At 66.6% G+C, this 13972-nt stretch carries 13 protein-coding genes; 7 read left to right on the top strand and 6 right to left on the bottom strand.

What is annotated here, in order from left to right; genetic code table 11:
* The 3 genes from Q0Q36_RS15945 to Q0Q36_RS15955 all read right to left on the bottom strand — a co-directional run bounded on the left by Q0Q36_RS15945 (position 1) and on the right by Q0Q36_RS15955 (position 3176).
* Positions 1-1560 carry an NADH-quinone oxidoreductase subunit NuoF gene (locus tag Q0Q36_RS15945; protein ID WP_293799229.1) on the bottom strand — a complete coding sequence of 520 codons (1560 nt, stop codon included), beginning with the start codon at positions 1558-1560 and terminating at the stop codon, positions 1-3.
* Positions 1557-2033, bottom strand: a complete 477-nt coding sequence (locus tag Q0Q36_RS15950) for an NAD(P)H-dependent oxidoreductase subunit E (RefSeq protein WP_293799230.1) — start codon at positions 2031-2033, stop codon at positions 1557-1559. Before Q0Q36_RS15950 ends, Q0Q36_RS15945 begins: the two co-directional genes overlap by 4 nt.
* Positions 2034-2261: 228 nt before the next feature.
* Positions 2262-3176, bottom strand: a complete 915-nt coding sequence (locus Q0Q36_RS15955; protein WP_293799231.1) for a LysR substrate-binding domain-containing protein — start codon at positions 3174-3176, stop codon at positions 2262-2264.
* A gap of 209 nt (positions 3177-3385) precedes the next feature.
* Between Q0Q36_RS15955 and Q0Q36_RS15960 the strand changes: the two genes are divergently transcribed.
* Positions 3386-4417, top strand: a complete 1032-nt coding sequence (locus Q0Q36_RS15960; RefSeq protein WP_293799232.1) for an LLM class flavin-dependent oxidoreductase — start codon at positions 3386-3388, stop codon at positions 4415-4417.
* Between the two features lie 116 nt (positions 4418-4533).
* Here the strand turns inward: Q0Q36_RS15960 and Q0Q36_RS15965 are convergent, their stop codons facing one another.
* Positions 4534-5031: an Lrp/AsnC family transcriptional regulator gene (locus tag Q0Q36_RS15965; RefSeq protein WP_293799234.1), complete on the bottom strand. Its 498-nt coding sequence runs from the start codon at positions 5029-5031 to the stop codon at positions 4534-4536.
* A 228-nt stretch (positions 5032-5259) separates the two neighbouring features.
* On the opposite strand from Q0Q36_RS15965, the gene Q0Q36_RS15970 reads away from it, so the two are divergent.
* From Q0Q36_RS15970 to Q0Q36_RS15990, 5 genes are all read left to right on the top strand, one after another.
* A complete protein-coding gene (locus Q0Q36_RS15970; RefSeq protein ID WP_293799235.1) occupies positions 5260-6519 on the top strand; it encodes a 3-methyl-2-oxobutanoate dehydrogenase (2-methylpropanoyl-transferring) subunit alpha in 1260 nt (419 codons plus the stop codon).
* 4 nt (positions 6520-6523) lie between these two features.
* Positions 6524-7540 (top strand): alpha-ketoacid dehydrogenase subunit beta, encoded by a 1017-nt coding sequence (locus Q0Q36_RS15975; RefSeq protein ID WP_293799236.1) that lies wholly within the window; start codon positions 6524-6526, stop codon positions 7538-7540.
* Complete coding sequence (locus Q0Q36_RS15980) at positions 7540-8913, top strand: dihydrolipoamide acetyltransferase family protein (protein ID WP_293799237.1); 1374 nt, start codon at positions 7540-7542, stop codon at positions 8911-8913. The genes Q0Q36_RS15975 and Q0Q36_RS15980 overlap by 1 nt, the downstream gene beginning before the upstream one ends.
* Before the next feature lie 9 nt (positions 8914-8922).
* Complete coding sequence (gene lpdA / locus Q0Q36_RS15985; protein WP_293799238.1) at positions 8923-10335, top strand: dihydrolipoyl dehydrogenase; 1413 nt, start codon at positions 8923-8925, stop codon at positions 10333-10335.
* 125 nt (positions 10336-10460) lie between these two features.
* Positions 10461-10868, top strand: coding sequence for a DUF983 domain-containing protein (locus Q0Q36_RS15990; protein WP_293799239.1), 408 nt, complete (start codon positions 10461-10463; stop codon positions 10866-10868).
* Positions 10869-10882: 14 nt separating this feature from the next.
* Here the strand turns inward: Q0Q36_RS15990 and Q0Q36_RS15995 are convergent, their stop codons facing one another.
* Positions 10883-12244, bottom strand: a complete 1362-nt coding sequence (locus tag Q0Q36_RS15995; protein WP_293799240.1) for a PLP-dependent aminotransferase family protein — start codon at positions 12242-12244, stop codon at positions 10883-10885.
* Between the two features lie 169 nt (positions 12245-12413).
* Between Q0Q36_RS15995 and Q0Q36_RS16000 the strand changes: the two genes are divergently transcribed.
* Positions 12414-12902 carry an Lrp/AsnC family transcriptional regulator gene (locus Q0Q36_RS16000; RefSeq protein ID WP_113587173.1) on the top strand — a complete coding sequence of 163 codons (489 nt, stop codon included), beginning with the start codon at positions 12414-12416 and terminating at the stop codon, positions 12900-12902.
* A 12-nt stretch (positions 12903-12914) separates the two neighbouring features.
* Here the strand turns inward: Q0Q36_RS16000 and mgrA are convergent, their stop codons facing one another.
* Positions 12915-13937, bottom strand: coding sequence for an L-glyceraldehyde 3-phosphate reductase (gene mgrA / locus Q0Q36_RS16005; RefSeq protein WP_293799241.1), 1023 nt, complete (start codon positions 13935-13937; stop codon positions 12915-12917).
* Positions 13938-13972: the final 35 nt, after the last annotated feature.

Here is a 13972-nt window from a genome sequence, read left to right on the forward strand (position 1 = left end):
TCACTCGGCCGCCAGAGGCAGCGGAGGACGGTCGAAATCCTCGGGGAAATGGTTCAGCGCGCTCAGCACCGGCATGGGGGTCAGGCCACCCATCGCGCAGAGCGAGGCGTCGGTCATCAGCTTCGAGAGATCGCGCAGCACGGCGATGTTCTTCGGCACCTCGGTGCCCGCCATGATGCGGTCCATCACCTCGACGCCGCGCGTAGCCCCAATGCGGCAGGGCGTGCACTTGCCGCAGGATTCCTTGGCGCAGAACTCGAAGGCGAAACGGGCCTGCCGGGCCATGTCGACGCTGTCGTCGAAGACCACGATACCGCCATGGCCGAGCATGGCGCGCATGGAAGCTAGCGCCTCGTAATCCATCTGCACGTCGAGCTGTTCGGCCGTGAGATAGGCGCCGAGCGGCCCGCCGACCTGCACGGCCCGGATCGGCCGGCCCGAGAGCGTGCCGCCGCCCATGTCCTCGATGATCTCGCGGAGCGTGATGCCGAAGGCAAGCTCGATCAACCCGCCGCGCCTGACGTTGCCGCCGAGCTGGATCGGCAAAGTGCCGCGCGAGCGACCCATGCCGTAATCGGCATAGGCCTGCGCGCCATGGTCCAGGATCCACGGCACGGCGGCGAAGGAGAGCACATTGTTGACGACGGTCGGCTTGGCGAACAGGCCTTGCAGAGCCGGCAGCGGCGGCTTGGCCCGGACGATGGCACGCTTGCCTTCCAGGCTCTCCAGCAGCGAGGTCTCCTCGCCGCAGATATAGGCGCCGGCCCCGAGCCTGACTTCGAGATGGAACGCGTGCTCCGAACCCATCACCGAGGCGCCGATCAGCCCGGCCGCTTCAGCTTTCACGATAGCGCGCTGGAGCGTGCGATGAGCATGCGGATATTCCGAGCGCAGATAGATATAGCCGCGCGTCGCCCCGACCGCGATCGCGGCGATCGTCATGCCCTCGATGGTGAGATAGGGGTCGCCTTCGAACAGCATGCGATCGGCGAAGGTGCCGCTATCGCCCTCGTCGGCATTGCAGACGATGTATTTCTGCGTCGCAGCGGCGTCGTGGACGGTCTTCCACTTGATGCCGGTCGGGAAGCCGGCGCCGCCACGGCCGCGCAGGCCCGACGCCTTCACCGCCTCGACGATCTCGCCGCCGGTCAGGGCCAGCGCCTTCTCCAGCCCCTTGAAGCCGCCATGGGCGCGGTAGTCTGCAATCGAGAGCGGATCGATGACGCCGACGCGCTCGAAGGTGAGGCGCTGCTGGCGCTTCATCCAGTCGAGCTCTTCGGTCTTGCCCAGGCGCAAGCCATGCGCGCCGCCTGAGACGAAGCCAGCGTCGAACAAGGCGGCGACATCCTTTGCCGCGACCGGCCCATAGGCGATGCGACCTTCCGCGCTCTCGACCTCGACCATTGGCTCCAGCCAGAGCATCCCGCGCGAGCCGTTGCGGACGATCTCGACGGCAAGCCCACGCGCGGCAGCTTCGCTGGCGATAACCTGCGCGACGGCTTCCGCGCCGACCGACAGGGCGGCGGCGTCGATGGGAACGAAGATGCGGACGGCGCTCATGAATGCGCCCTTCCGTGCTGGCAGAGCCCGGCGATGCGGGCGGCGTCGACGCGCCCGATCAATTCGCCATCGACCAGGGCGGACGGCCCGAGCGCGCAATTGCCGAGACAATACACCGTTTCGACCACGGCGTCGCCGGCATGGTGGTCGTCGACCGCGATACCATGCGTGCGGGCAAGCTCGTCGACGACGCTCTCGCAGCCCAGCGCCTGGCAGGCTTCAGCACGGCAGAGCTTGATGATGCGCGCCGGCTGAGGAGCGGTCTTGAAGTCGTGATAGAAGGAGATCGCGCCATGGACCTCGGCGCGCGAGAGGTTCAGCGCCTCGGCGATCAAAGGCACTGCCTGCGGGTCGACATAGCCGAACTCGTCCTGCAGGGCGTGCAGCATCGGCAGCGTGGCGCCTTCCAGATGCGCCAGCCCGGCGACGATCATGCGTGCGCTGTCCTGATCCCAGGCCGGATAAGCCGCCATCTTTCCTCCGTCAGGTCCGGTTCGCCGGACGCTCGTTAAGGGGAGGGTGGTTGAAACTGGAATGATTTCAAATCGTTTCTTTCGAATGTGTGATAGTTTTTATCTATCAAGATGCGCGATATGGGTTCGTGTGTGCCAATCCGGAAGCTCGTTGGGCTCCAAAAACTCGTCGGCGCAGCCATTTTGCGCTGCACAATGCTGCGTCGCTTCTAAGACGATAGGCGAAGGCTATCGTATAATGGGCCGGCGAGGCAGACCGGCATCGGCGACCGGCTTCGTCATCATCAGCAGGTTGCGCGCGAGCGGCGCCACGGGCTGTCGGTCCGCGACGATCAGGCCGATCGTGCGTTGTGCCTCGGGCTCGACCAGCGACAGCGCCTTCGTGCCGAGCGGCACGCCGAAGAACTCCAGCAATTGCAGCGAGACGATGCTGGCGACGCCCTGGATGCCGGCATGCGAACAGAGGTTGAAGATCGAGTTGGTCTCGATGGACGGGCGCGGCGCGGTGCCGACCGAGCGGAAGATGCCGTCGATGATGCGCCGGTTCTGCATGTCGCCGGTGAGCAGGCAGAGCTTCTGTTCGGCCGCTTCGGCCCAGGTGATCGCGTCGCGCGCGCCGAACGGCCCGTCTTCGCGCGTCAGCAGCACATAGGATTCCTGGTAGATCGGCTTCGAGATCACCCGGTCGAGCGGCTCGTTGTCGAGGTAGGTCAGGCCGACATCGAGCTCGAAATCGTCGATGCCCTGCTGGATTTCCTGCGAGGTCAACGACAGCACGGTCAGCGACACCGCGGGATAGCGCTCGGAGAACGGCGCGGTGATATGGGCGATCATCGGCAGCGCGGTCGGGATCGCGCCGAGCCTGATACGGCCGGAGACGCCCTCGCGCAGTTCGGCGATCGAATCCTTCATCACCTCGGCCTCGGCCAGGATGCGCCGGGCATGGGCGAGCACGACCTCGCCCTCCTTGGTGAAGCCCTGGAAGCGCCGCCCGCGCTCGACGATCATCACGCCGAGCTCCTCCTCGAGCTGCACGATCGCGGCCGAGAGCGTCGGCTGCGAGACATGGCAGGCCTCGGCCGCGCGGCGGAAGTGCTTTTCGCGGGCGAGCGCGTCGAGATAGACGAGTTGGCGAATGATCATGGCGTCGTGTCGGCTGCGGTATCGGTCACCGCCGGCGCGAGCATCGGCAGCTTGCGCGGGCGATGCAAGCGCGGCGGTTGCATTCCTGCAAACAACCTGTTGCTGGAGCGGCAACGCCTGGAGAATTGCGCTGCGGCAATCCCGACCCTAACTCCCGGAGGCCGGGATGGCCGGCAGGCAACAGGCCGCCTCGCGGCCTCGGGATGATCATGGCACAGGAACTGGAATTCGGGCTCGACACCTTCGGCGACGTCACCAACGGGGCGGACGGCAAGCCGCTGCCGCATGCGCAGGTGATCCGCAATCTCGTCGAGGAAGCCGTCCTGGCCGACGAGATCGGCATCGATTTCATCGGCGTCGGCGAGCATCACCGTGCCGATTTCGCGGTGTCCTCGCCGGAGACGGTGCTGGCCGGCATGGCCACGCGCACCAGCCGGATCAAGCTCGGCTCGGCCGTGACCGTGCTGAGCTCGGACGATCCGATCCGCGTCTTCCAGCGCTTCTCGACGGTCGATGCGCTCTCGAACGGGCGCGCCGAGGTCATCCTGGGCAGGGGCTCCTTCACCGAGTCCTTCCCGCTCTTCGGGCTCGACCTGCGCGATTACGAGAAGCTGTTCGAGGAGAAGCTCGACCTCTTCGCCGGCCTGCTGCCGCAGGAGCCGCTGACCTGGCAGGGCTCGATCCGCCCGCCGCTGAAGGATCAGCTGGTCTATCCGCCGGTGGAGAATGGTCCGCTCAAGACCTGGATCGGCGTCGGCGGCAGCCCGGAATCGGTGGTGCGCGCGGTGCGCTACGACCTGCCCTTGATGCTCGCCATCATCGGCGGCGACCCGCTGCGCTTCAAGCCGTTCGTGGACCTTTACCACCGCGCCTATGGCCAGATCGGCAAGCCGGCGAAGCCCGTCGGCGTGCACTCGCCGGGCTATGTCGCGGCGACCGACGAGCAGGCCAGGGAGGAGTTCTTCCCGGCCTTCAAGGCCAACCGCGACCGGATCGGAGCCGAGCGCGGCTGGCCGCCGATGAGCCGCGAGGATTTCGAGCAGGAGGTCGCGCGCGGCTCGCTCTATCTCGGCGCGCCCGAGACGGTGGCCCACAAGATCGCCGCGACGGCCAAGGGGCTGGGCATCGCCCGCTTCCAGCTCAAGTACAGCGCCGGCCCGCTGGAGCATGAGAAGGCGATGGAGTGCATCCGGCTCTACGGTGAGAAGGTCGTGCCGCTGGTGCGGGAGATGCTGGCTTAAGGGCTCCGTCACATCGTCATGGTCGGGCTTGTCCCGACCATTCACGTCTTCATTCCTCCAACGCGGGTTCAAGACGTGGATGCTCGCCACAAGGGCGAGCATGACGGTGGCGGCGACTATCCCACCACCTTCAGCGGATCGACCGACAGCGTCCGCTTCAGCGCCCTCAGTCCGAACGTCGTCCGCGTCTGGCGGACGCCGGGAATGCGGTAGATCGTTCCGCGCAGGAAGCGCTCGTAATGGTCGGTGCCGCTGACCACGACCTTGGCGAGATAGTCGTATTCGCCGGTGACGAGATGCGCCTCGACCACCTCCGGCGCCCGACTCAGCGCTTCGCCGCACTGGTCCAGCACCTGATCGTCATGCTTGTCGAGCGTGATCTCGACGAAGACGATATTGTTGTAGCCGAGCGCCTTGTGGTCGAGCAGCGCGACATATTTCTCGATCGCACCGGACTCCTCCAGGCGCTTCACCCGCGTCCAGCAGGGGGAAGGCGAAAGCCCGACCTTCTCGGCCAGCGCCTGCGTCGTCAGCCGCCCGTCATCCCGCAACGCAGCGAGAATCTTGCGATCGATCAGATCGAGAGCAGGACCGTTCTGGCTCTTTTTGTTCATCGGGTGATCATTCTGAGAATTGGCTATATTGCAGTCGTTTCTTCTGCCTGATTTCGCCCTTGTCGGCAAATTCGGAATGAACCTCCGAACCGTCCCCGCTAGCGTTGGTTGCAAGGGGAACGATCGCCGGCCGGCTGTGCGTCCTGCTGCATCTCTGAAGAGCGCCACAGGCGCTTGCGGGATGCGCGCGAAGGCGAAATGCTGGTGGCGTAAGGGATGGAGGCGCTCATGAGCAGCGACAAGTCAGGCCAGGCGCCGGCAGCAACCCAGCCACTGCAGTTCCATGTCCCCAAACCGGCGAGCCGTCCGGGCGAAAAGCCGGACTTCTCCCATGTCGTGATCCCGAAGGCCGGTTCCGTCGCGCGCCCGCCGGTCGATGTCGATCCCAAGGACATCCGAGATCTCGCCTATTCGATCATCCGCGTGCTGAACCGCGAGGGCGAGGCGGTCGGCCCCTGGGTGCCGGACCTCTCGCCCGAGGATCTGGTTCGGGGCCTGCGCCACATGATGACGCTGCGCAGCTTCGACGGGCGCATGCAGATGGCCCAGCGTCAGGGCAAGACCTCGTTCTACATGCAGCACACCGGCGAGGAGGCGGTGAGCTGCGCTTTCCGCATCGCGCTCGGGCCCGGTGACATGAACTTCCCGACTTATCGCCAGGCGGGCCTGCTGATCGCCCATGACTACCCGCTCGTCGACATGATGTGCCAGATCTATTCGAACGAGCGCGACCCGATGAAGGGCCGGCAATTGCCGGTGATGTACTCCTCCAAGGAGAACGGCTTCTTCTCGATCTCGGGCAATCTCGCGACCCAGTTCGTCCAGGCGGTCGGCTGGGCGATGGCCTCCGCGATCAAGAACGACACCCGCATCGCCGCCGCCTGGATCGGCGACGGCTCGACGGCGGAATCGGATTTCCACGCAGCCCTCGTCTTCGCCTCGACCTACAAGGCGCCGGTCGTGCTCAACGTCGTCAACAACCAATGGGCGATCTCGACCTTCCAGGGCATTGCGCGCGGCGGCTCCGGCACTTTCGCGGCGCGCGGCCTCGGCTTCGGCATCCCGGCCTTGCGCGTCGACGGCAACGACTACCTCGCGGTCTATGCGGTCGCGCAATGGGCGATCGAGCGGGCGCGCCGCAATCTCGGGCCGACGCTGATCGAATACGTCACCTACCGCGCCGGCGCCCATTCCACCTCGGACGATCCGTCCGCCTATCGTCCCAAACACGAATCCGACGACTGGCCGCTGGGCGACCCGCTGATCCGGCTGAAGCAGCATCTGATCGCGGTCGGTGCCTGGTCGGAGGAGCGCCACAAGCAGGCGGAGGCCGAGATCCTCGCGACCGTCATCGCGGCGCAGAAGGAGGCCGAGAGCTTCGGCACGCTGCATTCCGGCGGCAAGCCCTCGGCGCGCGACATCTTCGAGGACGTCTATGCCGAGCTGCCGCCGCATCTGCGCCGCCAGCGCCAGCAGATCGGAGTCTGACGCGATGGCCAGGATGACGATGATCGAGGCGATCCGTTCCGCCATGGACGTCTCCATGGGCCGTGACGACGATGTCGTGGTCTTCGGCGAGGATGTCGGCTTCTTCGGCGGCGTCTTCCGCTGCACCCATGGGCTGCAGCAGAAATACGGCGTCTCGCGCTGCTTTGACGCGCCGATCAGCGAATCCGGTATCGTCGGCACGGCGATCGGCATGGCGGCCTACGGGCTGAAGCCCTGCGTCGAGATCCAGTTTGCCGACTACATGTACCCGGCCTACGACCAGATCGTCTCCGAAGCCGCGCGGCTGCGCTATCGCTCGGCCGGCGACTTCACCTGCCCGATGGTGATCCGCATGCCGACCGGTGGCGGCATCTTCGGCGGCCAGACCCACAGCCAGAGCCCGGAAGCGCTCTTCACCCATGTCTCGGGGCTGAAGACCATCGTCCCCTCCAATCCCTACGACGCCAAGGGCCTGCTGATTTCGGCCATCGAGGACCCCGATCCGGTGATCTTCCTCGAGCCGAAGCGGCTCTATAACGGCCCCTTCGACGGCCATTACGATCGGCCGGTCACGGCCTGGTCGAAGCATGAGCTCTCCGAGGTGCCGGATGGCCACTATACCGTGCCGCTCGGCAAGGCGGTGACGCGGCGCGAGGGCTCGGCCGTCACCATTCTCGCCTACGGCACCATGGTCCATGTCGCTTTGGCGGCGGCCGAGGACACCGGCATCGATGCCGAAGTCATCGACCTGCGCACCCTCGTCCCGCTCGATCTCGAAGCGATCGTCGCTTCGGTCGAGAAAACCGGCCGCTGCATCGTGCTGCATGAGGCGACGCTGACGTCGGGGTTTGGCGGGGAGCTGGCCGCGCTGGTGCAGGAGCACTGCTTCTACCATCTGGAGGCGCCGGTGATGCGCGTCACCGGCTGGGATACGCCCTATCCGCATGCGCAGGAATGGGACTATTTCCCCGGGCCCGCCCGCCTCGGACAGGCGCTGCGCGACATCATGGAGGCACGCTGATGGCCGAGCGCATCATCAAGCTGCCGGATGTCGGCGAAGGCATCGCGGAAGCCGAACTCGTCGAGTGGCACGTCAAAATCGGCGACATCGTCCGCGAGGACGACCTGATTGCGGCCGTGATGACCGACAAGGCGACGGTCGAGATTCCCTCGCCGGTCGAGGGCGAGGTGACCTGGGTCGGCGCCGAGGTCGGCGACACCGTCGCGATCGGCTCGGCTCTGGTGAAGCTCAAGGTCGCGGGCGAGGGCGAGCAGGCCCCCGACACCGCGACTGGCAATCTCAGCCCTCATCCTGAGGAGCCGCGCAGCGGCGTCTCGAAGGATGTTCCAGAAGGTTCCCGAGCCTCCACGGCCATCCTTCGAGACGCCGTTCCCAAGGGAACGGCTCCTCAGGATGAGGGCTCGCGGAGTGGTCCGCGTGCGCCCGCCAAGCCAGTTGCCCCACCTCCGCCGCCGAAGCCGGCCCGCGCCTCTGCCGCCCCCGCCCAGCGCCGCGCGCCGGGCGAGAAGCCGCTGGCCTCGCCGGCCGTGCGCCTCAAGGCGCGCGAGGCCGGGATCGATCTGCGCCAGGTGCCGGGCACTGGCCCGGCCAACCGCATCACCCATGAGGACATCGACGCCTTCCTGCTGCGCGGCCCGGAGCCGGCCCGTGGCGGCGGGCTCGTCGAGCAGAGCGCCGTCACCGAGGTCAAGGTCGTCGGCCTGCGCCGCCGCATCGCCGAGAAGATGGCGCTGTCGAAATCGCGCATCCCGCACATCACCATCGTCGAGGAGGTGAATGTCTCAGCCCTGGAGGACCTGCGCGCGACGCTGAACAAGAAGCCGACGCCGGAGCGGCCGAAGCTGACGCTGCTGCCCTTCCTGATGCGGGCCATGGTCAAGGCGCTCGCCGAGCAGCCGGCGTTGAACGCACTCTATGACGACGAGGCCGGCATCGTGCGCCAGCATGCCGCGATCAATATCGGGATCGCCACGCAGACGCCGACCGGCCTGATCGTGCCTGTGGTGAAGCATGCCGAGGCGCGCGATCTCTGGGGCTGCGGCATCGAGCTCGCCCGCCTCGCCGAGCGCGGCCGGCAGGGCAACGCGACCCGCGACGAGCTGACCGGTTCGACCATCACCATCACCTCGCTCGGCGCGCTCGGCGGCATCGCGACGACGCCGGTGATCAACTACCCGGAAGTCGCCATCGTCGGCGTCAACAAGATGGTCGTGCGCCCGGTCTGGGACGGCACGACTTTCGTGCCGCGCAAGATGATGCACCTCTCCTCCAGCTTCGACCACCGCGTCATCGATGGCTGGGACGCCGCCGTCTTCGTGCAGCGGCTGAAGGAGCTGCTGGAGAACCCGGCCACGCTCTTCGTGGACATCTGAGGGCGCGCCATGACGGACATCACCTGCAAGCTCCTCGTCATCGGCGCCGGCCCCGGCGGCTATGTCTGCGCCATCCGCGCTGGCCAGCTCGGCATCGACACCGTCATCGTCGAGAGCACCAAGCTCGGCGGGTCCTGCCTCAATGTCGGCTGCATTCCCTCCAAGGCGATGATCCATGTCGCCGAGGAGTTCGAGAAAGCCGCGGAAGCCGCTGCCGGCAAGACGCCTTTCGGCCTGACCGCGGCCGAGCCGAAGCTCGACCTGAAGCAGGCGGTGGCCTGGAAGGACGGCATCGTCCAGCGCCTTAACAACGGCGTCGCCGGCCTGCTGCGCAAGGCCAAGGTCAAGATCGTCCATGGCAAGGCCCGCTTCCGCGACGGCAAGACCGTCGTGGTCGAGACCGAGACCGGCCCGAAGACGATCCAGGCCGAGGCCATCGTCATTGCGACCGGCTCGGCCCCGGTCGAACTGCCCTTCCTGCCCTTCGGCGGCAACGTGATCTCCTCGACCGGCGCGCTGGCATTGACCGAGGTTCCGAAGCGCCTTGTCGTGGTCGGCGGCGGCTATATCGGGCTGGAGCTCGGCACCGCCTTCGCCAAGCTCGGCGCCAAGGTCACGGTCGTCGAGGCGCAGGACAAGATCCTGCCGCTCTACGATGCCGAGCTCACCGGCCCGATCTCCAAACGCCTGACCGCGCTCGGCGTCGAGGTGCTGACGGGCGCCAAGGCGCTCGGGCCGACGCCCAAGGGCGCCGCGCAGAAGGGTGACGGCCTGCGCATCGAGACGGCGGACGGCAAGGAGCGCAGCCTGCCGGCCGACAAGATCCTGGTCACGGTCGGCCGCAAGCCGGTGACCGACGGTCTCGGGCTCGAAAATCTCGTGCTCGACATGGATGGCCGCTTCATCCGCATCGGCGAGCGCTGCGAGACCGCGATGCGCGGCATCTATGCCATCGGTGACGTCACCGGCGAGCCGATGCTGGCGCATCGCGCCATGGCGCAGGGCGAGATGGTGGCGGAGATCGTTGCCAGCCTGCCGCGTGCCTGGGACAAGCGCGGCATCGCGGCGATCTGCTTCACCGATCCCGAAATCGTCTCGGTCGGCCTCTCGCCGGATGAGGCCAAGCGGGCCGGGCACGAGCTGAAGATCGGCCAGTTCCCCTTCGCCGCCAATGGCCGGGCCATGACGCGCCATGGCGAGGCCGGCTTCGTGCGCGTCGTCGCACAGGCCGGCAGCGATCTGGTGCTCGGCATCCAGGCGGTCGGGCAAGGCGTCTCGGAATTGTCGGCTGCCTTCGGGCTCGCGATCGAGATGGGCGCGACCTTGCAGGACATTGCCGGCACGATCCACGCCCATCCGACCCTGGGCGAGGCCTTCCCGGAGGCCGCAATGAAGGCACTCGGTCACGCGCTGCATATCTGAGCGCTGCCCGCGACCGATCCGCGCAGGCAGCCAGCTAAGATGCATACAATCTTGACATTGTCTGCATCGAGAGCGATCTGAGGGGCGACGCCGAACGAGCGGCGCCGTCCTGAGGAGATCATTCCATGTCCGGCGAGCACTGGCCGCCACTCTCTCCGCTCAAGACCGGCCTGCGCGGCCGCTGCCCGCGCTGTGGGCAGGGCAAGATGTTCGAAGGCTTCCTGAAGCTGAAGCCGAAATGCGAGAATTGCGGCCTGGATTATTCCTTCGCCGATCCCGCGGATGGTCCAGCCTTCTTCGTGATGATGTTCGTCTGCATCCCGGCCGCGGCCTTCCCGCTCTGGCTGGAATTGACCTACAACCCGCCGACCTGGGTGCATCTGGTCACGACGCTGCCGCTGATCCTGCTGACCTGCATCCCGCCCTTGCAGCCGCTCAAGGGCTGGCTGGTCGCCTCGCAATATTTCCACAAGGCCGAGGAGGGCCGGCTTGCCCGTCCGGTGCCGCAGGATAAGCCGGTCGCTTCAAGCTGAGCTCATCGGCGCGCTCAGCCTCCGTCGCGGATCAATCCGGCGAGCAGGCTGAGTGCTTCCGCCAATCGCGCTCGCTCGGGGATCGCGCCAAGCGCGATCCGGATCGCATCTGGCGCCACGCCAGCCGAACTGAACGCATCCGCAGCCATCACGCCGAGCCCGGCCTCGCGAGCCCGCTCGATCAAACGGTCGCGCGCCCAATGTGCAGGCAGAGGCTGCCAGGCATGCAGGGCATATGGGTGGGCCTGCATCGTCTCGGGCAAAATCTCTCTCGCCAGCGACTGCCGCTCGGCCGCCTCGCGCCGCACGCCTTCCAGTAGATCTCTCGCTACGCCGATCTTGACCCAATGCGCAGCGAGCGCCGTCAGCAGAGGTGCGGGCATCAGGGCCGTCGCGCGCAGTGCGGCAAGGAAGGGGGCGCTGTCGACCCCTTCCGGCATGACGACGAAGGCTGTGCGCAGGCCGGGCGTCAGCACCTTCGACAAGGTCGCGATATGCCAGGTCCGCTCCGGCGCCAGGGCGGCAAGAGGCGCGGGCGCGTCCCCCGCGAGCAGGCTGTAAGGGTCGTCCTCGATCAGGATGAGATCGCGGCGCCGAGCGACCGCGACAAGCTCCTGCCGACGCTGTTCCGGGATCGTGATGCAGGTCGGATTCTGCAATGTCGGCGTCAGGGCGAACAGCTTCGCCTTCGAACGACCAGCAGCTTCGTCGAGTGCGTCGGGCAAAGGACCGTCGGCATCATCGGCAACGGGCACCATCGAAAGCCCGCGCTGCCGCGCCGCGCCGATCAGGCCAGGATAGGTCAACGGCTCCGTCAGGATCGTGTCGCCGGGTCGGGCCAATAGCGAGAGCAGGGCATTGAGCCCTGTCTGGGCACCGGACGCCACGGCGATACGCTGCGGCGGAACCGCGCCCATCAGGGGCGCGAGCCAGGCCGCGCCGGCCGCGCGCTCGGCCAGCGAACCCGCGCCGCCATGATAGTTCATCAGCTGGTCGGCATCGCTGCGCGTCAGGATCTCGGCGATGCCGCGCTGCATCAGTTCGCCAAGCCGCAAGCCCTTCGGCGCCGGCGGGATGGTCATGCTGAGATCGAGCGGCGGCCCTTCCTGCTCCTGCCGTGCCGAGATGAAGGAGCCACGCCCCGTCACGGCATCGATCAGCCCGCGTTCTCGCGCCTCGCCGAAGGCGCGCGTCACCGTGGTGAGGTCGACCGCGAGATGCTCGGCCAATTTACGCTGTGGTGGTAGGCGATCGCCTGGCCGGAGCAGCCCGCTTGCGACGGCCTGCTCAAGCTGAGCGACGATCTGCAGGTAGCGCGGCCCTGCAGTCGGATCGAGCTGGCCGGTCCAGTGAAGCCCGTCATCGCTGTCGGCCATCGCCAAGTTGATTTCCATACATTCGTTGGATTGTAGGTATCGCATAGCGCGGCTCGCTGGTTCGCACCAGAGGCATGACGTCTCTGCCATTCGCCGTCGCGGAGATGCTGGTGGTGGCGGGCTTCCTCTCCTGTCATAGAGCGATTTCAGCCGGGACCGGAGACAAGGCATGGCACGCCTGCGCCTCGATGCGCTCGACCGCAAGATCATCGCGGAATTGCAGATCAATTCGCGTCTCTCGGTGCAGGATCTGGCCGAGCGCGTGGGTCTTTCCGCCTCGCCCTGCGCGCGGCGCATCCGCATCCTGGAGGAAGCCGGCGTCATCACCGGCTATGCCGCGATCATCGACCAGACCAAGGTCGGCCTGCCGATCAGCGTCTTCGTCTCGATCAAGCTGGAGCGCCAGCGCGAAGACGAGCTCGATCGCTTTTCGCAGGCGGTGGCCCGCTGGCCCGAAGTAGTCGATTGCTACCTGATGACCGGCCAGCGCGACTACTTGTTGCGCATCGTCGTGCGCGACCTGCCGGCCTATGAGCGCTTCCTCAAGGACAAGCTCACCCGCCTCGACGGCGTCGCCTCGATCGAGTCGAGCTTCGCGCTCGGCCAGGTGAAGCGCTCCAGCGCCTTGCCGATCGCGGCGGTGCCGGAGGAGGATTGATCGCAGCGAGGTTTACCGCTCCGCCGAAGCCGCCCAGATATTGATGCCGCCATCGACGGCGTGCCTGTCGATCGCCGCCAGCTCCTCAGCCGAAAACTCCGGGTTCTTCAGCGCCGCGACGCAATCCGTCACCTGCTCCGGCCGGCTCGCGCCGATCAGGGCCGAGGTCACGCGCCCGCCGCGCAGTACCCAGGCGATTGCCATCTGGGCGAGGCTCTGCCCACGCGCCGCTGCGATCTCGTTCAGCGCCGCGATGCTCCTGAGATTGGCTTCGCTGAGGAAGCCGTCGCGGAAGGAGGGCGCCTTTTTGTCGGCGCGGCTGCCGGCCGGCACGCCCTTCAGGTACTTGTCGGTCAGCATGCCCTGTGCCAGCGGTGAGAACATGATCGAGCCGATCCCCTCGGCATCGAGCGTATCGAGCAGGCCGTCCTGCTCGATCCAGCGGTTCAGCATCGAATAGCTCGGCTGGTGGATCAGGCAGGGCGTGCCGAGCCGGCGCAGGATAGCGACCGCCTCCTGCGTGCGCTTCGAATTGTAGGAGGAGAGGCCGACATAGAGCGCCTTGCCCTGGCGCACGACAGCATCGAGCGCGCCCATCGTCTCTTCCAGCGGCGTATTCGGGTCGAAGCGATGCGAATAGAAGATATCGACATAGTCGAGCTTCATCCGCTTCAGGCTCTGGTCGAGGCTGGAGATCAGGTATTTGCGGCTGCCCCATTCGCCATAAGGGCCGGGCCACATCCGGTAGCCGGCCTTGGTCGAGATCACCAACTCGTCGCGATAACCCGCGAAATCCTGGCCGAGAATCTCGCCGAAGGCGGTCTCGGCCGAGCCGGGCGGCGGGCCGTAATTATTGGCGAGGTCGAAATGGGTGATGCCGAGGTCGAAGGCCGTGCGGCAGATCTCGCGCATATTGGCGAGGCTTCCGGTCTCGCCGAAATTCTGCCAGAGGCCGAGCGAGAGCGCCGGCAATTGCAGGCCGCTGCGGCCGCAACGGTTGTAGCGCATCGCGTCGTAGCGGTTCGGATTGACCATGGCTCAAGCCTCTCAATCGATTGAAACGGGAACAA

Source organism: uncultured Allobosea sp., assembly GCF_945957345.1.
Lineage (GTDB): Bacteria > Pseudomonadota > Alphaproteobacteria > Rhizobiales > Beijerinckiaceae > Allobosea.

Bases quoted from the DNA above. Each gene is read 5' to 3' on its own strand.
- Q0Q36_RS15945 (WP_293799229.1), bottom strand. From the start codon at position 1,560: ATGAGCGCCGTCCGCATCTTCGTTCCCATCGACGCCGCCGCCCTGTCG.
- Q0Q36_RS15950 (WP_293799230.1), bottom strand. From the start codon at position 2,033: ATGGCGGCTTATCCGGCCTGGGATCAGGACAGCGCACGCATGATCGTC.
- Q0Q36_RS15955 (WP_293799231.1), bottom strand. From the start codon at position 3,176: ATGATCATTCGCCAACTCGTCTATCTCGACGCGCTCGCCCGCGAAAAG.
- Q0Q36_RS15960 (WP_293799232.1), top strand. From the start codon at position 3,386: ATGGCACAGGAACTGGAATTCGGGCTCGACACCTTCGGCGACGTCACC.
- Q0Q36_RS15965 (WP_293799234.1), bottom strand. From the start codon at position 5,031: ATGAACAAAAAGAGCCAGAACGGTCCTGCTCTCGATCTGATCGATCGC.
- Q0Q36_RS15970 (WP_293799235.1), top strand. From the start codon at position 5,260: ATGAGCAGCGACAAGTCAGGCCAGGCGCCGGCAGCAACCCAGCCACTG.
- Q0Q36_RS15975 (WP_293799236.1), top strand. From the start codon at position 6,524: ATGGCCAGGATGACGATGATCGAGGCGATCCGTTCCGCCATGGACGTC.
- Q0Q36_RS15980 (WP_293799237.1), top strand. From the start codon at position 7,540: ATGGCCGAGCGCATCATCAAGCTGCCGGATGTCGGCGAAGGCATCGCG.
- lpdA (WP_293799238.1), top strand. From the start codon at position 8,923: ATGACGGACATCACCTGCAAGCTCCTCGTCATCGGCGCCGGCCCCGGC.
- Q0Q36_RS15990 (WP_293799239.1), top strand. From the start codon at position 10,461: ATGTCCGGCGAGCACTGGCCGCCACTCTCTCCGCTCAAGACCGGCCTG.
- Q0Q36_RS15995 (WP_293799240.1), bottom strand. From the start codon at position 12,244: ATGGCCGACAGCGATGACGGGCTTCACTGGACCGGCCAGCTCGATCCG.
- Q0Q36_RS16000 (WP_113587173.1), top strand. From the start codon at position 12,414: ATGGCACGCCTGCGCCTCGATGCGCTCGACCGCAAGATCATCGCGGAA.
- mgrA (WP_293799241.1), bottom strand. From the start codon at position 13,937: ATGGTCAATCCGAACCGCTACGACGCGATGCGCTACAACCGTTGCGGC.